This is a genomic window from Paenibacillus plantarum (assembly GCF_013141695.1).
GTDB lineage: Bacteria > Bacillota > Bacilli > Paenibacillales > NBRC-103111 > Paenibacillus_E > Paenibacillus_E plantarum.
In genome coordinates, this window is record NZ_WHNY01000040.1 from 308075 (window position 1) to 326694 (window position 18620).

Here is an 18620-nt window from a genome sequence, read left to right on the forward strand (position 1 = left end):
CACCTCATCTCACTCTGCATTGAGAAAATGACGTCTATATCGACGCGCCACCTTATCTTTTTGCAATATGATAAAAAAATCTACCGTCCTAAACAGCTCATCATACGCAGGATCACCACCAATTTCAGCTCCAAGCCACTGATATCCTTTCATCAAAGGTGGCAGTTTGCGAAACATTTCTTTCTCATTACAAGAGAGATCAATTTGAGCGAGGCCAGAAATCCGATGTGTTTCGAGGGGTTTAATCCCAAATCGATCCGTCAACACCTGTTTCTGCTTCAGCATCGAATAAATTTCATTTAAATCCTCAATCGTTGAAAAGTGTACACTCGCACATCCGATTAAATGAGTGAAATTGCGCTCACTAATATAGCTCGCAATCCCTTCCCATAACATTTGTATAGTCCTTCCGCCGCGATAAGCTGGAGCAATGCAACTGCGACCCAGTTCCAAAGATTGTTGTCTCAGTTCTGACATTGCGCTTAAATTAAATTCGGTTTCGGAATAAAATCCAATCCCCTCGCTTGCCCGATCACCAGGCAAAAGTCGATAAGTACCGATCACTTGATCGGTTTCAAGGTCTTTGACAATTAAGTGATCACAATAAGGATCATAAGCATCACGTTCCAGCTTTTGTTCATTCATCAACCGTAAATTTTTCTCTTCCTCCACAAATACTTGATATCGCAGTTGCAAGGCTTGCTCAATTTCTTGTTCATGCTTAGCAAGCTTTACGATCAGTTTAGCAGGTTGTGGCGCCGTCAACAGAGGTACTCCATTCATTTTTTCCTCACGCCCCTCGACTAGAGTTTACAATTCCAGATTAGCAAAACTTTATTTTCTGCTGATTTGCTGGTTGTGAAGGTTTTGTAAGCATCGTGACATTTGCTGTGAAAAATGAAAAAAACACAATTCCCCAAAGGAGAATTGTGTTTATAGGACTCATCAATTAATAAATTGTAAATAGATTAGCAACCGTTTCAACATGACAGCCGCTTGCGCTCGAGTCGCGAAGGCATTGGGATTAAGCTGTGTCTCCGTGACACCCTGGATTAACCCTGTTTGCAGGGTAAACGCCATTGCTTGCCTAGCCCAGTTGTCGATGGCATGTTGATCTATAAATGGATTAAGAACTGTATCTTGTGCATAGCTTTCTTGCTGGCTACCTGTGATTTGAATCGTTCTATTGATCATTGCAGCCATCTGCTCACGTGTCACTTGCAGTAGCGGTCGAAAGGTTCCATCTTCAAAGCCCTCGATTAGTCCTGCTTTAGCCGCTTTATTGACCATGTGCGAATACCAGTCATTGTCCTTAATATCCTTAAAACCAGAGGTTCCAGGAACGGATTCGTTCACTTCCATGCCTAGGGCACGGATGAGCAATGTAGCGAATTCTGCACGGGATATTTCCTTCTCAGGTTCGAAATTTTGTTCATCTACCCCAGAAATGATCCTTTTGGAAGCAAGTTTTTCTACATCCTCACGTGCCCAATGCGTCCTCATATCTTCAAAATGCTTATCTTTCTGAATGATGGAGTATAACCCGCCATATTGGTCTTTAATGACCATCTTCCATGCTCCATCGCTACCGGTTAAGAGAGATGGAACGAAGGCTATCTCACCGGACCCCGCATTTAATCGTACAGCGGTCACATTGGTCGTGTAGGAAGTGCCAGGAAGAGCGATTGATCTCTCCACGGACATGTTCTCATAATGATGAATCGCAACGCCGCCTGCTTGGATTTCAAACTCAATTGGATTGGTCAGCAGCAAAGCAGTTTGTTCAGCGTTTGTTTTTTCTTTCAGTGTTTCTGCAAGTTGACTTGCTTCATATCGGATAATCACGGAGAAGAGCCCATTCGAACCTTCAGCTTCACTTACATGATTTTTGAAAAGAAGCAATGGAATTGTAAACTGAATCGTGTTCATATCCAATTGAATACTCCCATTCCTATCCTGTAAATCATTAAAGACGTTGGATGCGAATTCGACGACTGTTGTATCGTGATCATCTTGAATTTGTAACAGCAGAGATGAGGCCGAACCTTCATTTATTGCGTTGAAAGCGTCCCTTAGCTCACCTTCATCAGCATGAAATTTGGAGAGCATCCCGCCGTCAGGTGCCGCTTCACGGACACGCTGGCTCGAAATTAGGAGAGCCTGAGAACCTATTGACTTCAAAGTACCTGTTAACGTGTAAGTTATGCCGGGTCCAGTAGAGGACCAATTGTCTGCTAAATCTCCCGCTTCCACTTTAAAACTCATGTTAATGCCCGTAGCTAAGCCTGATAATTGCGTAGTAAGCTCACTTCCGCTCACCGTAGTTAGTAGTTCCGAATTTTTGTATATCTGGTAGGAAGTGACCCCAACGTTGTCCGTTGCTGCCGTCCAGGTTAATGTGACAGAAGAACCTGAGCTTGGTGTAACCGTTACATTGGCACCATAATTCCAGGTAGGAGCTACTATGTCTTTGAACCCTACTGTGACATAAATCGTTGTCGAGATCCCATTATAAGTCGCAGTAATGATTGCACTCCCTGCGCTGACTGCTGTGATATAACCATAACTACTTACAGTAACGACAGAAGAATTTGAACTTGTGAAGCTCGTATTCGAGGTTACGTCGTTGACATTATACTGCGAATCATAAGCATTAATTGTAAGATACTGTGTCCCATTTATCTCCAAGGAAACTGTACTTTCATCTGCTTCTATCCGACTAACGGTGGTTGTCACACTCACACTCGCTGATGCTGTGAAACTACCATAATATGCTGTAATCGTCGTTACGCCAGGCGAAATGCCAGTCACCAAGCCACTTGAATTTACACTTGCCACTGCTGGATTTGAACTCGTGAAGGTCAGGCCAGTTGTCAACGTTTGTGTGCTGCTGTTATTTTTATAGCCAATCACGTAGGGAGACCGCGTTGAGCCAAATTGAAGTGAATACGAATAGGAGTCGAAAGCTATACGATTCAAATTCCCCAAAGTAGAAGATACCGTAATGTTGGCTGAAGTGGATTTGCCGTTATAGGATACTGTTAAAGTTGTTGAACCTGCAGCAACTCCCGTGATAACGCCATTCGCATTGACTGTTGCCACAGCTGTATTTGCGATTCTGTAGGTAGCTCCAGATTGGATCGTAAATGTATTGCCATTCGCATAAACACCTGTTAAATAACTGGCAATCGTTTCAGATGGTTGCAGGTTATAACCTTCATCATCCAAATACACGCGAGTTAGCGTCTGGCCATTGGGATTATTGTTCAAACCACCATCTGGTCCATATATTTGAAACTCTCCAACGCTAGCATACCCTCCAGAGGCGACGCTCGTTGTTGTTAATCGAAAGTATCGTGCCGTGACATTCCCTTCATCCACATAACGCGGATCTCCCACCTGCATATTCCCTGTTCGATCGGTAAAGGTATACCAGATGATACCATCTATTGAAAAACCAATTTTGTAACCATATATATCTTGGATATTGGAATACGTCGTCTCAAAACGCTGCACATTGCCGAGTTGCCCCAGGTCCACAACCAGCCATTGCGGTAATGATGTGCTACTGGGTGCCCAACTGGATAACAATTGACCATCCACAGCCTTATCAGAGCCCCAAGAACCCGAGAAACTTGATAGTGCAGCCGTTGTCTTATTCTGTGAGAGAAGTGTCAGAGCCTCACTCGTTGAATATACGCGAAAATCAAACACACTGGCTTGTTCTCCCGGTGAGCCAACGCCAACTACTTGTAATCTGACGAATCTTGCTTGAACATCCCCACTGTCCGAATAAAAAGGGAAATTGATGGCTGTATTCGCAGAACGGTCTGCAAAAAGGCTCCAATTGATGCAATCCATCGAGGATTCAATCTTGTAAGCATACGAGCTATTCGCATGCTCAAACACAGTTTCAACACGTGCAACATGTACGTTTTGCGAAAGGTCTACGGTTAACCATTGTGGAAGTTGTGAATTAGTTGCTAACCATTTGGTATGAATGAAACCGTCCACGGCTTGACTTGCACTATATGTAGCTCCTGTAACAGATGACGCTACAGCAGATTTCCCCTGAGAAACTGGTATTTCAGAGGCATAGGTATCTCTTGATAGACATAAAATCCCAATAATGACACAAACAGAAATGAGTAAGGCAAAATGGTATACAGTTACTCTGTAAACCGGATACGTCATGTCCACCCCCCCCCAGTTATTAAGCGTTTACAACTATTTTATCAGAAGCCCTATCAGTGCGTATAGGGCTTTAGATCTAATCTTCAAACTATTCTGAATCTTTGTACGACTTTCTAATTTCCTTAATCATAATGAAAAAGATCGAGGATATAAAGATAGAAAGTAGCACTTCACCGAGTGTAATTCCCATACCTTCACCTCGATTTCCGTTGGTTTTGTTTAGTGTATGAGGTGAATGCAAGAAATTGACGTAGGATACAAAAATAAGCTTCTCCCATTCGTAATTAATGGGAGAAGCTTATTTATTTTACACTTTGCGGGGGATATCAAAGCTCCAGAAATCCCTTGCTAAGTGACTATTGGCGTGAATTTGTTGTGCCTGGTGAAGCAGTTCAGTTACGCTATCCCCTTGATACCGCGAGCTAAGATGCGTCATGATCAGCGCTTTCGCGCCAGCCTCCTGTGCGGTTCGTGCCGCATCGGTCGATGTCGCATGATCGAAGGCATAGGCTAGCTCTTGCTTATCCATGGCAAAGGTCGCTTCGTGAACGAGAACATCGGCACCGCGAGCAAGGCGTTTAGCTCCATCGCAATAGCGCGTGTCACCCAGGATAACAACCACACGGCCTGGAACAGGCGCACCTAAGAAGTCTTGCCCATGAATCGTCCGGCCATCCTCAAGCTGTACCGTGTGCCCTAGTTTCACTTGGCCATAGATCGGACCTGCCGGTATTCCGAGTTCCTTCAGCTTTTCATTTAGAAGCTTACCAGGTTGATCCTTCTCCACGATGCGAAAACCAAAACATTCAATACGATGCTCTAAGCGAGCCGTTTCCACAAGAAAGCTTTCGTCTTCGAAAATAACTCCCTCTTCATCAAGCTCGACAAGGTGAAGTGTATAACTCAGATGTGCTCCGCTGACTTCCAGCGCAGTTTCAACGAATTGCTTTAGCCCCCGCGGTCCATATAAAGTCAATGGTGTATCGCCACCCAAATAAGAACGACTCGTCAATAATCCCGGGAGACCATACAGATGATCACCATGTAAATGCGTGATGAAAATTTTCTCCGTTCGTCCCAGCTTCACCGGAGAGTTCAATATCTGCTGCTGCGTTCCCTCACCGCAATCAACAAGCCAATATGTTCCCCGTTCGTCTAATAAATTCAAGGCAATTGAGGTGACATTTCGTTGCTTGGAGGGCATACCTGCCCCCGTTCCTAGAAAATACAAGTCCACAAGCCAAACCCCATTCTATCTCAATATCACATCGGCAAAACGGAAAGCGAGGATGCAGCGGAACAGGATCGTTCACACGTGCTACCTCGCTCTCGCAATCTTATCCTACGTTAAAATAACGTGCTTCTTTATGTGCAAATACAATCGCAGATACGGAAGCTTCCGGCTCCATCATGAATGACTCCGTCAGCTCAACGCCGATATCCTCAGGTTTCAGCAGATTAAACAGCTTCGCTTGATCTTCGAGATTAGGGCAAGCTGGATAACCGAACGAGAACCGTTGTCCGATATATTTGGCTCCAAATCTTTCTTGCATCGTCATATCAACACGATCTGCAATACCAACAACATCGCGCATAATATGATGAACGCGTTCTGCAAAGCCTTCCGCTACTTCAAGCGCCGTCGCTTGCAACGCATGGGATTTCAAATAATCCCCTTTGTCACGCCATTCTTTTGCCAATTCGTTAATATCATGTCCAGCTGTCACGAGCAGGAATCCTACATAGTCCATTTCGCCGCTCTCTACGGATTTCAGATAGTCAGCCAAGCAGAGGTAAGGCTCTTTATCTTGACGAGGGAATGTAAATGTCTCAAGCACCTTGCTCGTATCCGCTGGATCATACACGATGATATCATTCCCATTCGATTGTGCAGGGAAGAACCGATACATGCCGTGAGCTTTAATGATACCGTTATGCTGCGCAGCATATAGGATTGAGTCTACTGTGTCTTTCAGCTGAAGTGCTTTGGAATCCTTATCACTCAGTAACTGCTCTACTTTACCCTTTAAACCAAGGTGATGACCTAGCAACATCTGCATGTTTACATAAGGCATCAAATGACTAATCGGGTAATCGCGTAAAATATGACGATCGGTGTCTTGTGGTACCTGAACAGGCAAATCCTTCGAAACTGCAGAAGAACTCACACGCGTAAGCTGTGGCATCTTCTCTTCCTTTTTTCCTGTGTCCATGACATCGGATTCCAGGCTATCACGAAGCTCTTGAATCAACCGTTTACGCTGCTCAGGGTCACTCAACTTGTTCGCGATATCCAGACCATCCATTGCATCCTTTGCATAAAGAACAACACCTTCATATTCTGGTTGAATACGTGTCTTGGTGAATTTCCGTGTAAGTGCAGCTCCACCGACTAGAATCGGTACATCCACGCCTGCAGTACGTAAATCCTGCGCAGTAATAACCATTTGTTGCGCGGATTTAACTAACAATCCAGACAGTCCGATCGCATCCGCTTGCTCTTTGCGATAAGCTTCAATGATTTGCTCCGGCGGTACTTTAATCCCTAAGTTGATAATCTTGTATCCATTATTGGATAGGATGATTTCAACGAGGTTTTTCCCAATATCGTGAACGTCCCCTTTGACGGTTGCCAAAATAATTTTACCCTTCACCGCAGTCTCGGACTTCTCCATGAACGGCTCCAGGAAATTAACCGATGCTTTCATGACCTCAGCGCTTTGAAGCACCTCAGCTACGATAAGTTCGTTGCCATTGAACAGACGCCCAACTTCCTCCATTCCCTTCATAAGTGGCCCATTGATGACCTCTAGAGGTGAATAGGTTTGAAGTGCAATCTCCAAATCCGGTATTAAGCCTTCTTTCGTGCCTTCAACTACATAAGAGCCCAGTCTTTCTTCCAAAGATAGGTTCGAAATCTTCTCCTTCTTCTCGACCTTCTTCTCACGGAAATGGGCAACGAACTTCGCCAAGGTATCATCGTTCGTATTATAAATGAGTTCCTCTGCTAGTTGACGCTCTGTATCAGGAATCGACGCATACCGTTCTAGTTTCTCCGTATTTACAATGGCATAATCAAGTCCTGCCTTCGTACAATGGTACAAATAAACAGAGTTCAGAACCTCACGACCCGCATCCGGTAGACCGAATGAGATGTTACTTAGTCCTAGAATCGTTTTGGCGAGAGGATACTTTTCCTTGATCAGCTTAATCCCCTCAATTGTTTCTACGGCAGAGCCAATGTACTGCGGATCTCCTGACCCTACTGGGAACATATTCGGATCAAAAATGATATCCTCTGGATTCATGCCATATTTGCCAGTAAGAAGCTCATACGAACGAGTTGCTACTTCGATTTTGGCTTGACGGGAAACCGCCTGCCCACGCTCATCAATGAGAATACAAACAACTGAAGCCCCGTAGCGATGAATCAGAGGTAAAATCCCTTCGAATTTGCTCTCTCCATCTTCTAAGTTAATCGAGTTAATAATCGCTTTACCTTGCGAATATTTGAGTCCAAGCTCAATAATGTGATCATAAGTCGAGTCAATCATCAATGGAACTTTGACCTTTTTCACAACTTCTTGCATGAATTCTTCTACCGCGTATGCTTCATCAATGTCCGTATCCTGTAGATTAATGTCGATGACATGAGCGCCATTTTTCACCTGGTTACGAGCAATTTCGGAGCCTTCTTCCCATTTGCCTTCTTTAATTAGGCGCTTAAACTTCCTAGATCCGGAGATATTCGTCCGTTCTCCAACCATGATTGGTCGATTTTCCGGCTCGATATAGACAGTCTCAATACCTGAGATTGCAGGTGGATGAGAACCGTATTCCCCTCTTGGTTTGTAATTCGCAAGTGTTTCTGCCATTGCCCGAATGTGTTCAGGCGTCGTTCCGCAGCAACCACCGGCAATATTGAGCCAACCTTGCTCAGCAAAGCCAGCCATCTTTTTGGCCAAAGAGTCTGGAGATTCATGATAATGTCCGTTCTCATCCGGCAACCCTGCATTCGGATAACAACTGATGGCTGTATCCGCAATTCCAGAAAGTGTACGAATATGATCCCGCATAAATTCAGGTCCTGTCGCACAGTTCAAACCCATCGAGATAGGCTTCAAATGCTCCAGAGATATATAAAAGGATTCAATATTTTGACCTGCTAGCGTTGTCCCCATCGGTTCAATCGTACCCGAGATCATAATCGGAAGCTCTACACCTAATGTTTCAAAAGCTCTGCGAATCCCGATACTTCCCGCCTTTACGTTCAGCGTATCCTGAGATGTTTCGAGAAGCATCGCATCAACGCCTGTTTCGACAAGCGCAAGTGCTTGTTGATAGTAGCTTTCTTCCAGTTGTTCGAATGTCACGCCACCCGTCACAGACAAGGTCTTGGTCGTCGGTCCCATAGCACCTACAACGTAACGCGGCCATTCTGGTGTCGAATATTTCTCAGCGGCAGCAATCGCCAATTTCGCAGCGGCGATGTTCAACTCCCGATGACGGTCTTGTAAATCATATTCCGCAAGTACGACACTCGTCGTCCCGAACGTATTCGTTTCTATCATATCAGCGCCAGCGGCGAAATAAGCTTCATGAATTTTTTGAATAACATCTGGGCGTGTGACACATAAAATTTCATTACACCCATCGAGGTCATCACTTCCGAAATCATCAGCCGTCAAGTCCTCTTGCTGAATCATCGTACCCATGGCACCATCTAGGATCATAATCTTCTTCTTAAGCTGTTCTTGAATCGGTGGTTTCTTCATGGCAAGGCTCCCTTTCAACTTTTCCTAAAGCAGGATTAAAAAAAAACGACAAATTATGTTAAGATTTAGTGTAACAGAATACGGCTTCTATGAAAAGATTTTGAATTATGATTTAATCCTATAGGTTTTATCGGAAAAATTTATATCCTTCCATCGACAGTTAGCTTGATATCCTCTATAATATGGTTATATTTATTAATGAAAGAGGGATGTAACGTGGCACAAATTAGAATTCGAAATACCAATGAACGTATCGAGGGCGAAGCAGAAGTTAAAGCCTTCTTAGATAGTCAAGAAGTCGTATACGAACATTGGGATGCGAACAAGCTTCCTGTAGCACTTCGTGAGAAATTCATTCTTAGCGATGAAGAAAAAGCAGAGATCATTTCCACTTATGAAGCGGAAATTAAAGATCTAGCTGCTAGACGCGGTTATGAAATTTGGGATGTCATCTCCCTATCTGATGTAACTCCGAATATTGAAGAGCTTCTGAAAAAATTCGAACAAGTACACACGCACACTGAAGATGAAATCCGCGCTATCGTTTCTGGAAAAGGGATTTTCATTATCAAATCCGAAGAGCTTGGCTACTTCGATGTTGAACTTGAGCCAGGTGATGTGATCTCTGTTCCTGAGAACACGAATCATTTCTTCACCTTGATGGATAACCGTGAAATCGTTGCCGTTCGCCTTTTCATCGAAAAAGATGGCTGGGTAGCTTACAACATTGATGATCCTGACTTTATTAAAGCTTAATTATTAAGTTAACACAATAAAGCCCAATAGCACTTCAGACCATTGCGTCCAAAGTAGCTGTTGGGCTTTCTTTTTCTATTTGAAATTAACCGTTATTAATGATTGGGAGAATTTCTTGAAGACGCGTCACTTCATAAGCAGGTACGATCTCATCGCCACTTTGAAGCCCGTGATGATTAATCCAAATGTTACGCATACCAATGCTTCCTGATCCCAAAATATCTGTCGTCAGTTTGTCCCCGATCATAATACCTTCATCCGCACTAATCTCAAGCAGACCCAATGCATAATTGAAGATAGCCGCTGCTGGCTTCCCTTGTCCAAATTCTCCAGAAATCACGATGTGATCAAAGTAAGAAGCAATCTCAGGAACCCCTGCTAATTTTTCTTTCTGTAAATCCGGCGAGCCATTCGTTAAAAGAAGAAGCTTGTATTTGCCTTTCAACTCATCTAGTACACGGAATGTTTCTTCATATACATAGGGACGACTGCGGCGTTCGGCTGCAAACAATTCACCCAGCTTGAACCCTAACTCACGATCTTCGATCCCCAGTCCTGCAAGTCCTCTAGTCCAAGATTCTGTACGATAGCTAGGTGCTAGCTTCTCTAATTTACGGAAGTTTTCGTCCTCACCTTGCGTGAAATTGGCCCATAGTCCTTCAAACGGGTTAATCCCGATCATTTTGGTAAATGGGAACGTCTCGAAGGATTCATATAAACTCCTTGCTTCCTTACGAACAGATACTTCTAATTCCTCCAGGTTCAACCCATTGACTTGCTTCGCGGCTTCTGCGCATGTTGCAGTAAAAGCTTCCTCCACACTACGATCGTCCCATAACAGCGTATCATCCAAATCAAATAGCACAGCTTTCAACGTCATCATTCATTTCCCCTTTGAATGTAATATCTATGTGTATAGGCTTATTTCTCTTCGTCAGTAAACTTAATGGAATCTAGTTGAACTTTCAGGTTACCCCTGAATGCATTAATATAGATTTTCCTTAGCTCATTTCGCTCATCGATCTCTGCATCCGTTAGGCCAACTGTCTTCGCCTTTCGAGCTAGTTCATTGATTCGCTCAATCGTCTTATCCATGCTGTCACTCATTGTAATCCTCCCAGTCAAAATTTCAATATGAGTATTACTTTGCCATCACCGAATAGGATTGTCAAGGATACAAAGTAAAGAGACATAGCAACAGACGGCTATGTCTCGAACAAACATCTATATAGTGAACTACGAATTAGCTCATTATGGTAGTAATAGAACTTGCCCCTCTTGAAGTGAACTGTTCGTTAAGTGATTAAATGCTTTCAATTTCTCGACATAGGAACGCGTGTTCTCACTCTTCTTTTTGTGAGCTTCTGCAATCCCCCAGAGTGTATCACCACTTTGAATAACAACTTTCTCGTTTTGAGTAGCTTTCGCTAGTGGTTGTGCGGAAGTGATTGGAGTAGACACGGTAACAGTACCATCACCTGCATAGGCTTGTACGATCGCACCGAACGAAAACACAGTTCCAAGAATTACTGCTATCAGTATGAAACGAAGAAGTAGCTTCGCATAACCGCGTTTAATCGTCATCCCTTTGGATGCATGAGCAGTACCCCGAAGTGTTGTTGTTCCGTTAGATTGTGAATAAGCCATATACATATAATTCATCCCCCAAACATTTGTTCTGATATCAGAATAACACGAACACATGTTTGAGTCAACCATTTTTCGAACTTATGTTTGTACGAACTCGGGTTCTATGTTATACTTTGGGTAATGATTCCCAGTATTGGAGTGATATCTTATGAGTAAAATTTCGCAGCGTCAACAAGCAATAATGGAATTCATTAAGAACGAAGTGAAAGATAAAGGCTACCCGCCTTCCGTTCGAGAAATCGGCGAAGCAGTTGGACTAGCCTCTAGTTCTACTGTGCATGGCCATTTGGAACGTCTTGAGAAAAAAGGCATGATTCGTCGAGATCCAACCAAACCGCGTGCAATTGAAATTCTAGGGCTTGATGGTTCTGAATCCCAATTCGCCGTTTCCGTCGCTCGTGTTCCCCTTGTTGGTAAAGTAACGGCTGGTGTTCCTATTACAGCCACTGAGAATATCGAAGATTATTTCCCTCTTCCTTCAAGTATGGTTGGTGATAACAACGTGTTCATGCTTAGCATTATGGGTGACAGTATGATTGAAGCTGGTATTCATAATGGCGACTATGTCATCGTTAAACAGCAACAAACAGCGAATAACGGTGATATCGTTGTCGCAATGACAGAAGATGATGAAGCTACTGTTAAGCGTTTCTACAAGGAGAAGGATCATATTCGCCTTCAACCGGAGAACTCCGCTTTACAACCCATTCTATTAAAGAATGTGACGATCCTTGGACGTGTCATTGGCTTATTCCGCGATATGTAACAACGGCATACACCACAAAAAAGCAAGGCTCTCAAAGTGAACTTACACTTGAGATCCTTGCTTTTTGCATTTTAAAACGTCAATACCCAGTTCCCTGCACGGAAGATCGGTTCGATCGTCCCATCAGCAAGTTCCCCATCGATTTCAAGTTCTGCAGAACCAATCATAAAGTCCACATGAATCAAGGAGCTATTCCCTCCGCGCGCCTTTAACTCTGCATTCGATAACTTGGTACCATCCTTTAAATTAATTGGGTAGCAGCTACCCAACGCTAAGTGACAAGAAGCATTCTCGTCAATGCCAGTGTTGTAGAAGATACGATTTAAATTCGAAATCGGAGAATCAAAAGGAACAAGTGCTACCTCACCTAAATACCTCGCACCTTCATCCATATCAAGTAAACGTGCCAAATGGTCATAACCAACCTCCGCTTGGAAGTCAACAACTTTACCCGCTTCGAACGTAAAGGTAAATCGATCCACTAAGGCGCCATTAATATTCAATGGCATAGTACTCGCTACCGTACCACTAACACCTGTTCGGTTAGGAATGGTGAACACTTCTTCTGTCGGCATATTCGCTACATAGCGGATACCGCGAGCGTTCTCATTATCCCCACCTAGCCAAATATGTCCTTCAGGCAGTTCGACACGCAAAACCGTACCAGTAGCCCGATATCGCAAAGCTTTATAGCTTCTTTCATTCAATAAGCTATGCGTGGCCTTCAACGTATCCAAATGGGACTGCCATGCTGCTACGGGGTTCTCTTCATACACACGGTTGATTTGGAAAATAGCATCCCACATCGCAGGAATACGCTGCTCCTCTGGCAAATCCGCATACACAATCGAAGCCCAAGCTTCTGTAGGTGCTTTGATCAAACACCAGCTAAACTCGCCTGTTCGTACATAGTGCTGATACTTGGCTCTTGCCGTTGATGCGGCTTTGGAAGCTCTTGAAATTAGACTGGCATCAATACCATCGTATAAATTCGGATTAGGTACCTTAATGTTCAATAAGGCTCCTCCGTTTTCAACAAAACGTTCGAGCATCGTCGTATACCACTCCGGGTAGTAGTCCACTGAATCTTCTGATGCATAATCAAATTTATTCCGCGTAACAACATCATCTTGCCAATGCACGTGGACAAAATTTGCGCCAGCCTCATAAGCCTTCTGAACAATTAATCTTGTTAAATCCAATGTTTCTATGGGAGCTTCAACCAACAAATCTTGGCCTTTATTCAAGTTAACCCCAATTCGAATCACTAACTCTGCATACTTTTCTAAATTTCGATTGAAATTGTCCATAGTTCAATTAGTCTCCTTCGCGTTAAAAAGCCCATCAACTCATGCTATGCGAGGCTGACGGGCATTAAGTATGTATTTGTCCTTATTATCATACAATACCCCCTTATCGGTTGGCAATGTAGCATGAACTGCATTCGATAAGGAGACTTCTGTCAAAGTAGCTTGTGGACACGTGTTCAAAACTTGTAGTAACTGGAAAATATACAGCTATTATCGATGAATTTCCTCGAAAACTCGATTTAGATGGAAAACATGTAGGTAATTCTGCCACTTTTGTTCAAATCGAGTAATATGGTTAAAATTAACTGTAGATAATCCATCTATTCTGGATTTGATCGTAAAATCCAGAATTTTAACTGTAGATAATCCATTTATTTGCCAGAACACGAGAGAATTACGAAACTCTCTCCCAGCAACTCTACTCGCAACAACCAACCTGTCACAGACTACCACGCCACATGGGGAAGCATCGCTCGCCTCAAACCGTGTCAAAAAGAAAAACCCTCAACGCTTACAGCGCCGAGGGTTTCGATTATTTTAGTACAGAGACAAATATTGATCTCTTTCCCATTGGTGAACTTGCGTCCGGTACATATCCCACTCAATTTCTTTCAACTCATAGAAATGCGCTAGCGCATGCTCACCAAGTGTGTCACAGACAACATCGTCACGAAGCAACTCGTCTAGTGCTTGTTTCAAGTTAAGAGGCAAGCTAGGAATGCCTTCAGCTTCACGCTCTTCTTCCGTCATCACATAAATGTTGCGATCTGTTGGCGGAGGAAGCTGCATTTTGTTCTTAATGCCATCCAAACCAGCTGCAAGCATAACAGCAAGTGCAAGGTACGGATTTGCCGCTGGATCCGGGTTACGAACTTCAACACGTGTGCTTAGACCGCGGGAAGCTGGAATCCGAATCATCGGGCTGCGGTTACTAGCAGACCAAGCTACATAGCAAGGTGCTTCATAACCAGGAACTAGACGTTTGTATGAGTTAACCGTTGGGTTCGTAATCGCAGCGAAAGAACGCGCATGACGAAGTACACCAGCCATATATTGTCTTGCAACCGTGCTCAAGCCTAATTTGTCGCTCTCATCGTAGAATGCATTCGTCTCACCTTTGAACAAGGATTGGTGACAGTGCATACCAGATCCATTCATTCCGAACAATGGCTTCGGCATAAATGTTGCATGCAAACCATGCTGTCTAGCTACCGTTTTAACAACAAGTTTGAATGTTTGAATTTGGTCAGCAGCTTTAATTGCATCTGCATATTTAAAGTCGATTTCGTGCTGGCCTGGCGCTACTTCATGGTGAGAAGCTTCGATTTCAAATCCCATTTCTTCCAGCGTTAGCACGATATCACGACGGCAGTTTTCCCCAAGATCCATCGGTGCCAAATCGAAGTATCCACCTTGGTCATTCAATTCCGTTGTTGGATTACCTTTATCATCTGTTTTGAACAAGAAGAATTCTGGCTCAGGTCCAACGTTCATGGCTGTGTAGCCCATTTCTTCTGCTTGCTTCAACGCATTTTTCAAAATGGCGCGTGGATCTCCAGCGAACGGCGTACCGTCTGGCATATAGATATCGCAGATCAAACGAGCAACTTTGCTCTCCGTTACCCACGGGAAAATAACCCATGTATCTAGATCGGGATACAAATACATATCTGATTCTTCAATTCGCACATACCCTTCGATGGAAGATCCATCGAACATCATTTTATTATCAAGCGCTTTCTCAAGCTGGCTCAAAGGAATTTCTACGTTCTTAATACTTCCCATCAAGTCTGTGAATTGCAAACGGATAAAGCGAACGTTTTCAGCTTTAGCGATGCGAAGAATATCTTCTTTGGAATAGTTAATGTTGTAGCTCACGTGTGCATTCTCCTCTCAACTGTTAAGCGATTTGACAACTGATTTTACTTGTAGAATCTGGACAACTGTCCTTGAATTAAGGAAACCTGATCTGGGCGTTTACCCCCGCCAATCAATTGTTGCTTCAGCATTTTGTGCAATTGAGAGTCGGTTAATTCTTTCCGTTTCACTTCGGTGTGCTCGTTTAGAATCGTTGCATCCTCTGAATCCTTATCCACTGGGATAAGAACTTGCTTGATACCCGCAATGTTCACACCTTTTTCAATCAAATCTTTAATCTCAAGAAGACGTTCCACGTCATTAAACGAATAGAGCCGTTGATTTCCAGCTGTTCTAGCTGGGATAATTAATTCGTGTTGCTCATAGTAACGAATTTGTCGTGCTGTTAAATCTGTCAGCTTCATGACGATCCCAATGGGGAATAACGCCATATTTCTACGTATTTCATCACTCATGCTAATCACTCCTGGTCAGTAAGTACCTCACTATCATTGTACCTTTCTAACAAAAACGTGTCAAGGAGTGTCAGGTTTGTTCACAGTTTAAATTTTCACAGTAATCCCTTTTCTTCCATATGTTGGATAGCGGTTAGTACACCTAACTTGCAATGTGAGTAGGTCAAGCCGCCTTGCATATAAGCGATAAAAGGTTCACGAATTGGCGCATCCGCTGACAGCTCTAAGCTGCCACCTTGAATGAACGTCCCAGCAGCCATGATAACTGGATGCTCATACCCAGGCATGTCCCAAGGCTCGGGTACGACATGCGAATCGACAGCAGACGCCTTCTGGATGCCCTGCACGAACGTAATCAAATGCTCCGCGGACGTGAAGCGGATCGCTTGAATCAAGTCCGTTCGCTGCGCATCCCAGCGCGGTGAGCTGACGAAGCCGAGGTCTTCGAATATCGCTGCCGCGAAGACCGAGCCCTTGACGGCTTGCCCCACCAAATGCGGGGCAAGAAATAGCCCTTGAAACATAGCTCGCGTCGCGCCGAGCATGGCCCCGACCTCGCCCCCAATGCCGGGGGCGGTCAATCTGTACGCGGCGAGCTCCACGAGGTCGCGTCGCCCGGCGATATAGCCGCCCGAAGGGGCGATGCCGCCGCCGGGGTTCTTGATCAGCGAGCCGGCCATCAGATCGACGCCAACCTGCGTCGGCTCCTGCGGCTCTGTGAATTCACCATAGCAATTGTCCACGAAGACAATGAGCTCTGGGTTGATCTTTTTCACAAATCGGACCATTTCGCCGATTTGTTCGACCGTGAACGACGGCCGCCAGGAGTAGCCGCGTGAACGTTGGATGCCGATCACCTTCGTGTTCGGCTGAATGGCCGCTGTAATTGCCGGCCAATCCGGCGAGCCGTCTTCCAATAGCTCCACTTCACCGTAGCCAATGCCAAAGTCTTGCAAGGAACCTGTGCCATCGCCAGGCTTTCCAATGACCTTGTGCAACGTATCATAGGGCTTACCTGTGATGTAAAGTAGATGTTCGCCAGGACGCAGTACACCGAACAAAGCCGTACCGATCGTATGAGTCCCCGATACAAAGTGTGGACGAACTAGTGCTGCTTCTGCTCCCATAGCATCTGCATAGACGAGATCAAGCACTTCCCTGCCTCGATCATTGTAGCCATAACCCGTGGAAGAAGCAAAATGATAATCACTTACTTTATGTGTTTGGAAAGCACGTATGACCTTCCATTGATTGAGATCGATCGTTTTCTCAATTTGACGAAAAGCGCTCTCTACACGCTGCTCCGCCCTTTCCATTCTAGCCATAACTTTTTCCCCGAAATGCATCTTAGTTGCTCTCTCCCTCGTTCTCATCCTGCACTTGCTTCGATACTGATTGATCATAATCTACCAGTAAATAAGCTTGTTTCACATAATCTTCCGTGTTCACTCTTACCTTGAAGACCATGTCTTCCCCATCCACATCCGTCTCCAGCACCTCACCAATGCGATACATCAGTGCGATAATATCCCCTTTGTTGGCTGGAATCCGGAACTCTTTGCTATCGCCCATGAGCTTATCTTCAATGGTAATGCGGAGTCGTTCCAAATCTTCAGGCGTATAAGCACTCATTTTCATGAATTCGCCTTCCGTTGAAAGCATCTCCAGATCCGCCTGAGGACAAAGATCAATTTTATTGAAAATGGTGATTTGTTCTTTCTGATGAGCGCCAAGTTCTTCTAATACTTCTTGAACAACGCGCATTTGCTCGTTACGCATATCCGTAGAGCTATCCACCACATGCAGAATCAAATCTGCCTCATTCGCCTCTTCTAACGTGGCACGGAACGAAGCTACTAGATCATGAGGGAGATTTTGAATAAAGCCTACTGTATCTGTAAGGACGATTTCTTTGCCGCTTGGCAATACCATTGTCCGAGATGTCGGATCTAGCGTAGCGAATAGTTGGTTCTCAATATAGACGTCTGCTTGTGTTAATTGTTTCAATAACGTAGACTTCCCTGCATTGGTGTACCCAACTAAGGCAACTTGAAATACACCACTTTTCTTACGACGTTCACGATGCAGAGTACGATGACGCACAACTTCTTCCAGCTGCGCTTTCAGTTCGTCAATACGTCCGCGAATATGCCGACGATCCGTTTCCAGCTTCGATTCACCGGGACCTCTTGTCCCGATACCGCCACCTAAACGCGACAAGTTTTTGCCTTGTCCAGACAGTCTAGGCAAGAGATAGCTTAGCTGCGCTAATTCTACCTGGATAATGCCTTCACGTGTTTTGGCACGCTGTGCGAAAATATCCAAAATGAGCTGAGTACGATCGATAATTTTCACATCAAGTGCTGCTTCCAAGTTACGAACCTGTGCACCCGACAGTTCCTGATCGAAGATAGCCGTATTCCCGCCAAGCTCTTCCAACATCAGCTTTAACTCTTCGACTTTCCCTTTCCCAATAAACCACTTGGTATCCTTAGCTTCTTTGTTCTGTGTCATTGTGTCCAGCACTTGAACGCCAGCCGTTTCTGCCAGTTTCACAAGTTCTTGCAACGAATATTCTGCCAGCAGCTCATTTTTCTTCTGCTTCTGTGTAATCAAACTGACGAGCACCGCTCTGTCGTCGATTTCTTTTTCTACCATATGTGAAGTTGTTTTCATAGTCGTCTCCTTTACTTCCCTCAAAATGCTTAAAATGACTGAAATAAGGCCTAATTGGCCTATTCCTTCATCATTGTGGAGGAAATGATTAGGAAAGTCAATTTGAGACACGGGAAAATTCAATTATAACGGTCTTGCCAACAAAAAACAGGGCAGTCGC

Annotated in this window: 14 protein-coding genes; 2 read left to right on the forward strand and 12 right to left on the reverse strand. The window is 44.3% G+C overall.

The window, feature by feature from the left end:
- Nucleotides 1-9: 9 nt before the first annotated feature.
- From GC096_RS13670 to metH, 4 genes are all read right to left on the reverse strand, one after another.
- A complete protein-coding gene (locus GC096_RS13670; RefSeq protein ID WP_171630832.1) occupies nt 10-783 on the reverse strand; it encodes a GNAT family N-acetyltransferase in 774 nt (257 codons plus the stop codon).
- Between the two features lie 162 nt (nt 784-945).
- On the reverse strand, nt 946-4194 hold the full coding sequence (locus GC096_RS13675) for a discoidin domain-containing protein (protein ID WP_171630834.1): 3249 nt from the start codon (nt 4192-4194) through the stop codon (nt 946-948).
- A 307-nt stretch (nt 4195-4501) separates the two neighbouring features.
- Complete coding sequence (gene rnz, locus GC096_RS13680) at nt 4502-5431, reverse strand: ribonuclease Z (RefSeq protein WP_171630836.1); 930 nt, start codon at nt 5429-5431, stop codon at nt 4502-4504.
- Nucleotides 5432-5531: 100 nt separating this feature from the next.
- Nucleotides 5532-8969 carry a methionine synthase gene (metH, locus tag GC096_RS13685; protein WP_171630838.1) on the reverse strand — a complete coding sequence of 1146 codons (3438 nt, stop codon included), beginning with the start codon at nt 8967-8969 and terminating at the stop codon, nt 5532-5534.
- Nucleotides 8970-9185: 216 nt separating this feature from the next.
- On the opposite strand from metH, the gene mtnD reads away from it, so the two are divergent.
- Nucleotides 9186-9725, forward strand: a complete 540-nt coding sequence (gene mtnD, locus GC096_RS13690; RefSeq protein WP_171630840.1) for an acireductone dioxygenase — start codon at nt 9186-9188, stop codon at nt 9723-9725.
- Between the two features lie 85 nt (nt 9726-9810).
- Here the strand turns inward: mtnD and GC096_RS13695 are convergent, their stop codons facing one another.
- The 3 genes from GC096_RS13695 to GC096_RS13705 form a co-directional block, all read right to left on the reverse strand.
- Nucleotides 9811-10605 (reverse strand): HAD family hydrolase, encoded by a 795-nt coding sequence (locus tag GC096_RS13695; protein WP_171630979.1) that lies wholly within the window; start codon nt 10603-10605, stop codon nt 9811-9813.
- A gap of 41 nt (nt 10606-10646) precedes the next feature.
- Complete coding sequence (locus GC096_RS13700; protein WP_056620911.1) at nt 10647-10832, reverse strand: DUF896 domain-containing protein; 186 nt, start codon at nt 10830-10832, stop codon at nt 10647-10649.
- A gap of 144 nt (nt 10833-10976) precedes the next feature.
- A complete protein-coding gene (locus tag GC096_RS13705; RefSeq protein WP_171630842.1) occupies nt 10977-11378 on the reverse strand; it encodes a LysM peptidoglycan-binding domain-containing protein in 402 nt (133 codons plus the stop codon).
- Nucleotides 11379-11523: 145 nt separating this feature from the next.
- Here GC096_RS13705 and lexA point away from each other — a divergent pair, with 145 nt between their 5' ends.
- Nucleotides 11524-12141: a transcriptional repressor LexA gene (gene lexA / locus GC096_RS13710; protein ID WP_171630844.1), complete on the forward strand. Its 618-nt coding sequence runs from the start codon at nt 11524-11526 to the stop codon at nt 12139-12141.
- Between the two features lie 71 nt (nt 12142-12212).
- Here the strand turns inward: lexA and GC096_RS13715 are convergent, their stop codons facing one another.
- The 5 genes from GC096_RS13715 to hflX form a co-directional block, all read right to left on the reverse strand.
- Nucleotides 12213-13451 carry an aminopeptidase gene (locus GC096_RS13715; RefSeq protein WP_171630846.1) on the reverse strand — a complete coding sequence of 413 codons (1239 nt, stop codon included), beginning with the start codon at nt 13449-13451 and terminating at the stop codon, nt 12213-12215.
- 537 nt (nt 13452-13988) lie between these two features.
- Nucleotides 13989-15317: a type I glutamate--ammonia ligase gene (gene glnA, locus GC096_RS13720; RefSeq protein WP_171630981.1), complete on the reverse strand. Its 1329-nt coding sequence runs from the start codon at nt 15315-15317 to the stop codon at nt 13989-13991.
- Nucleotides 15318-15373: 56 nt separating this feature from the next.
- Complete coding sequence (locus GC096_RS13725) at nt 15374-15784, reverse strand: MerR family transcriptional regulator (RefSeq protein WP_047676992.1); 411 nt, start codon at nt 15782-15784, stop codon at nt 15374-15376.
- 95 nt (nt 15785-15879) lie between these two features.
- Nucleotides 15880-17100: a methionine gamma-lyase family protein gene (locus GC096_RS13730; protein WP_376769500.1), complete on the reverse strand. Its 1221-nt coding sequence runs from the start codon at nt 17098-17100 to the stop codon at nt 15880-15882.
- Between the two features lie 31 nt (nt 17101-17131).
- Nucleotides 17132-18460 (reverse strand): GTPase HflX, encoded by a 1329-nt coding sequence (gene hflX / locus GC096_RS13735; protein WP_171630850.1) that lies wholly within the window; start codon nt 18458-18460, stop codon nt 17132-17134.
- Nucleotides 18461-18620 lie beyond the last annotated feature (160 nt).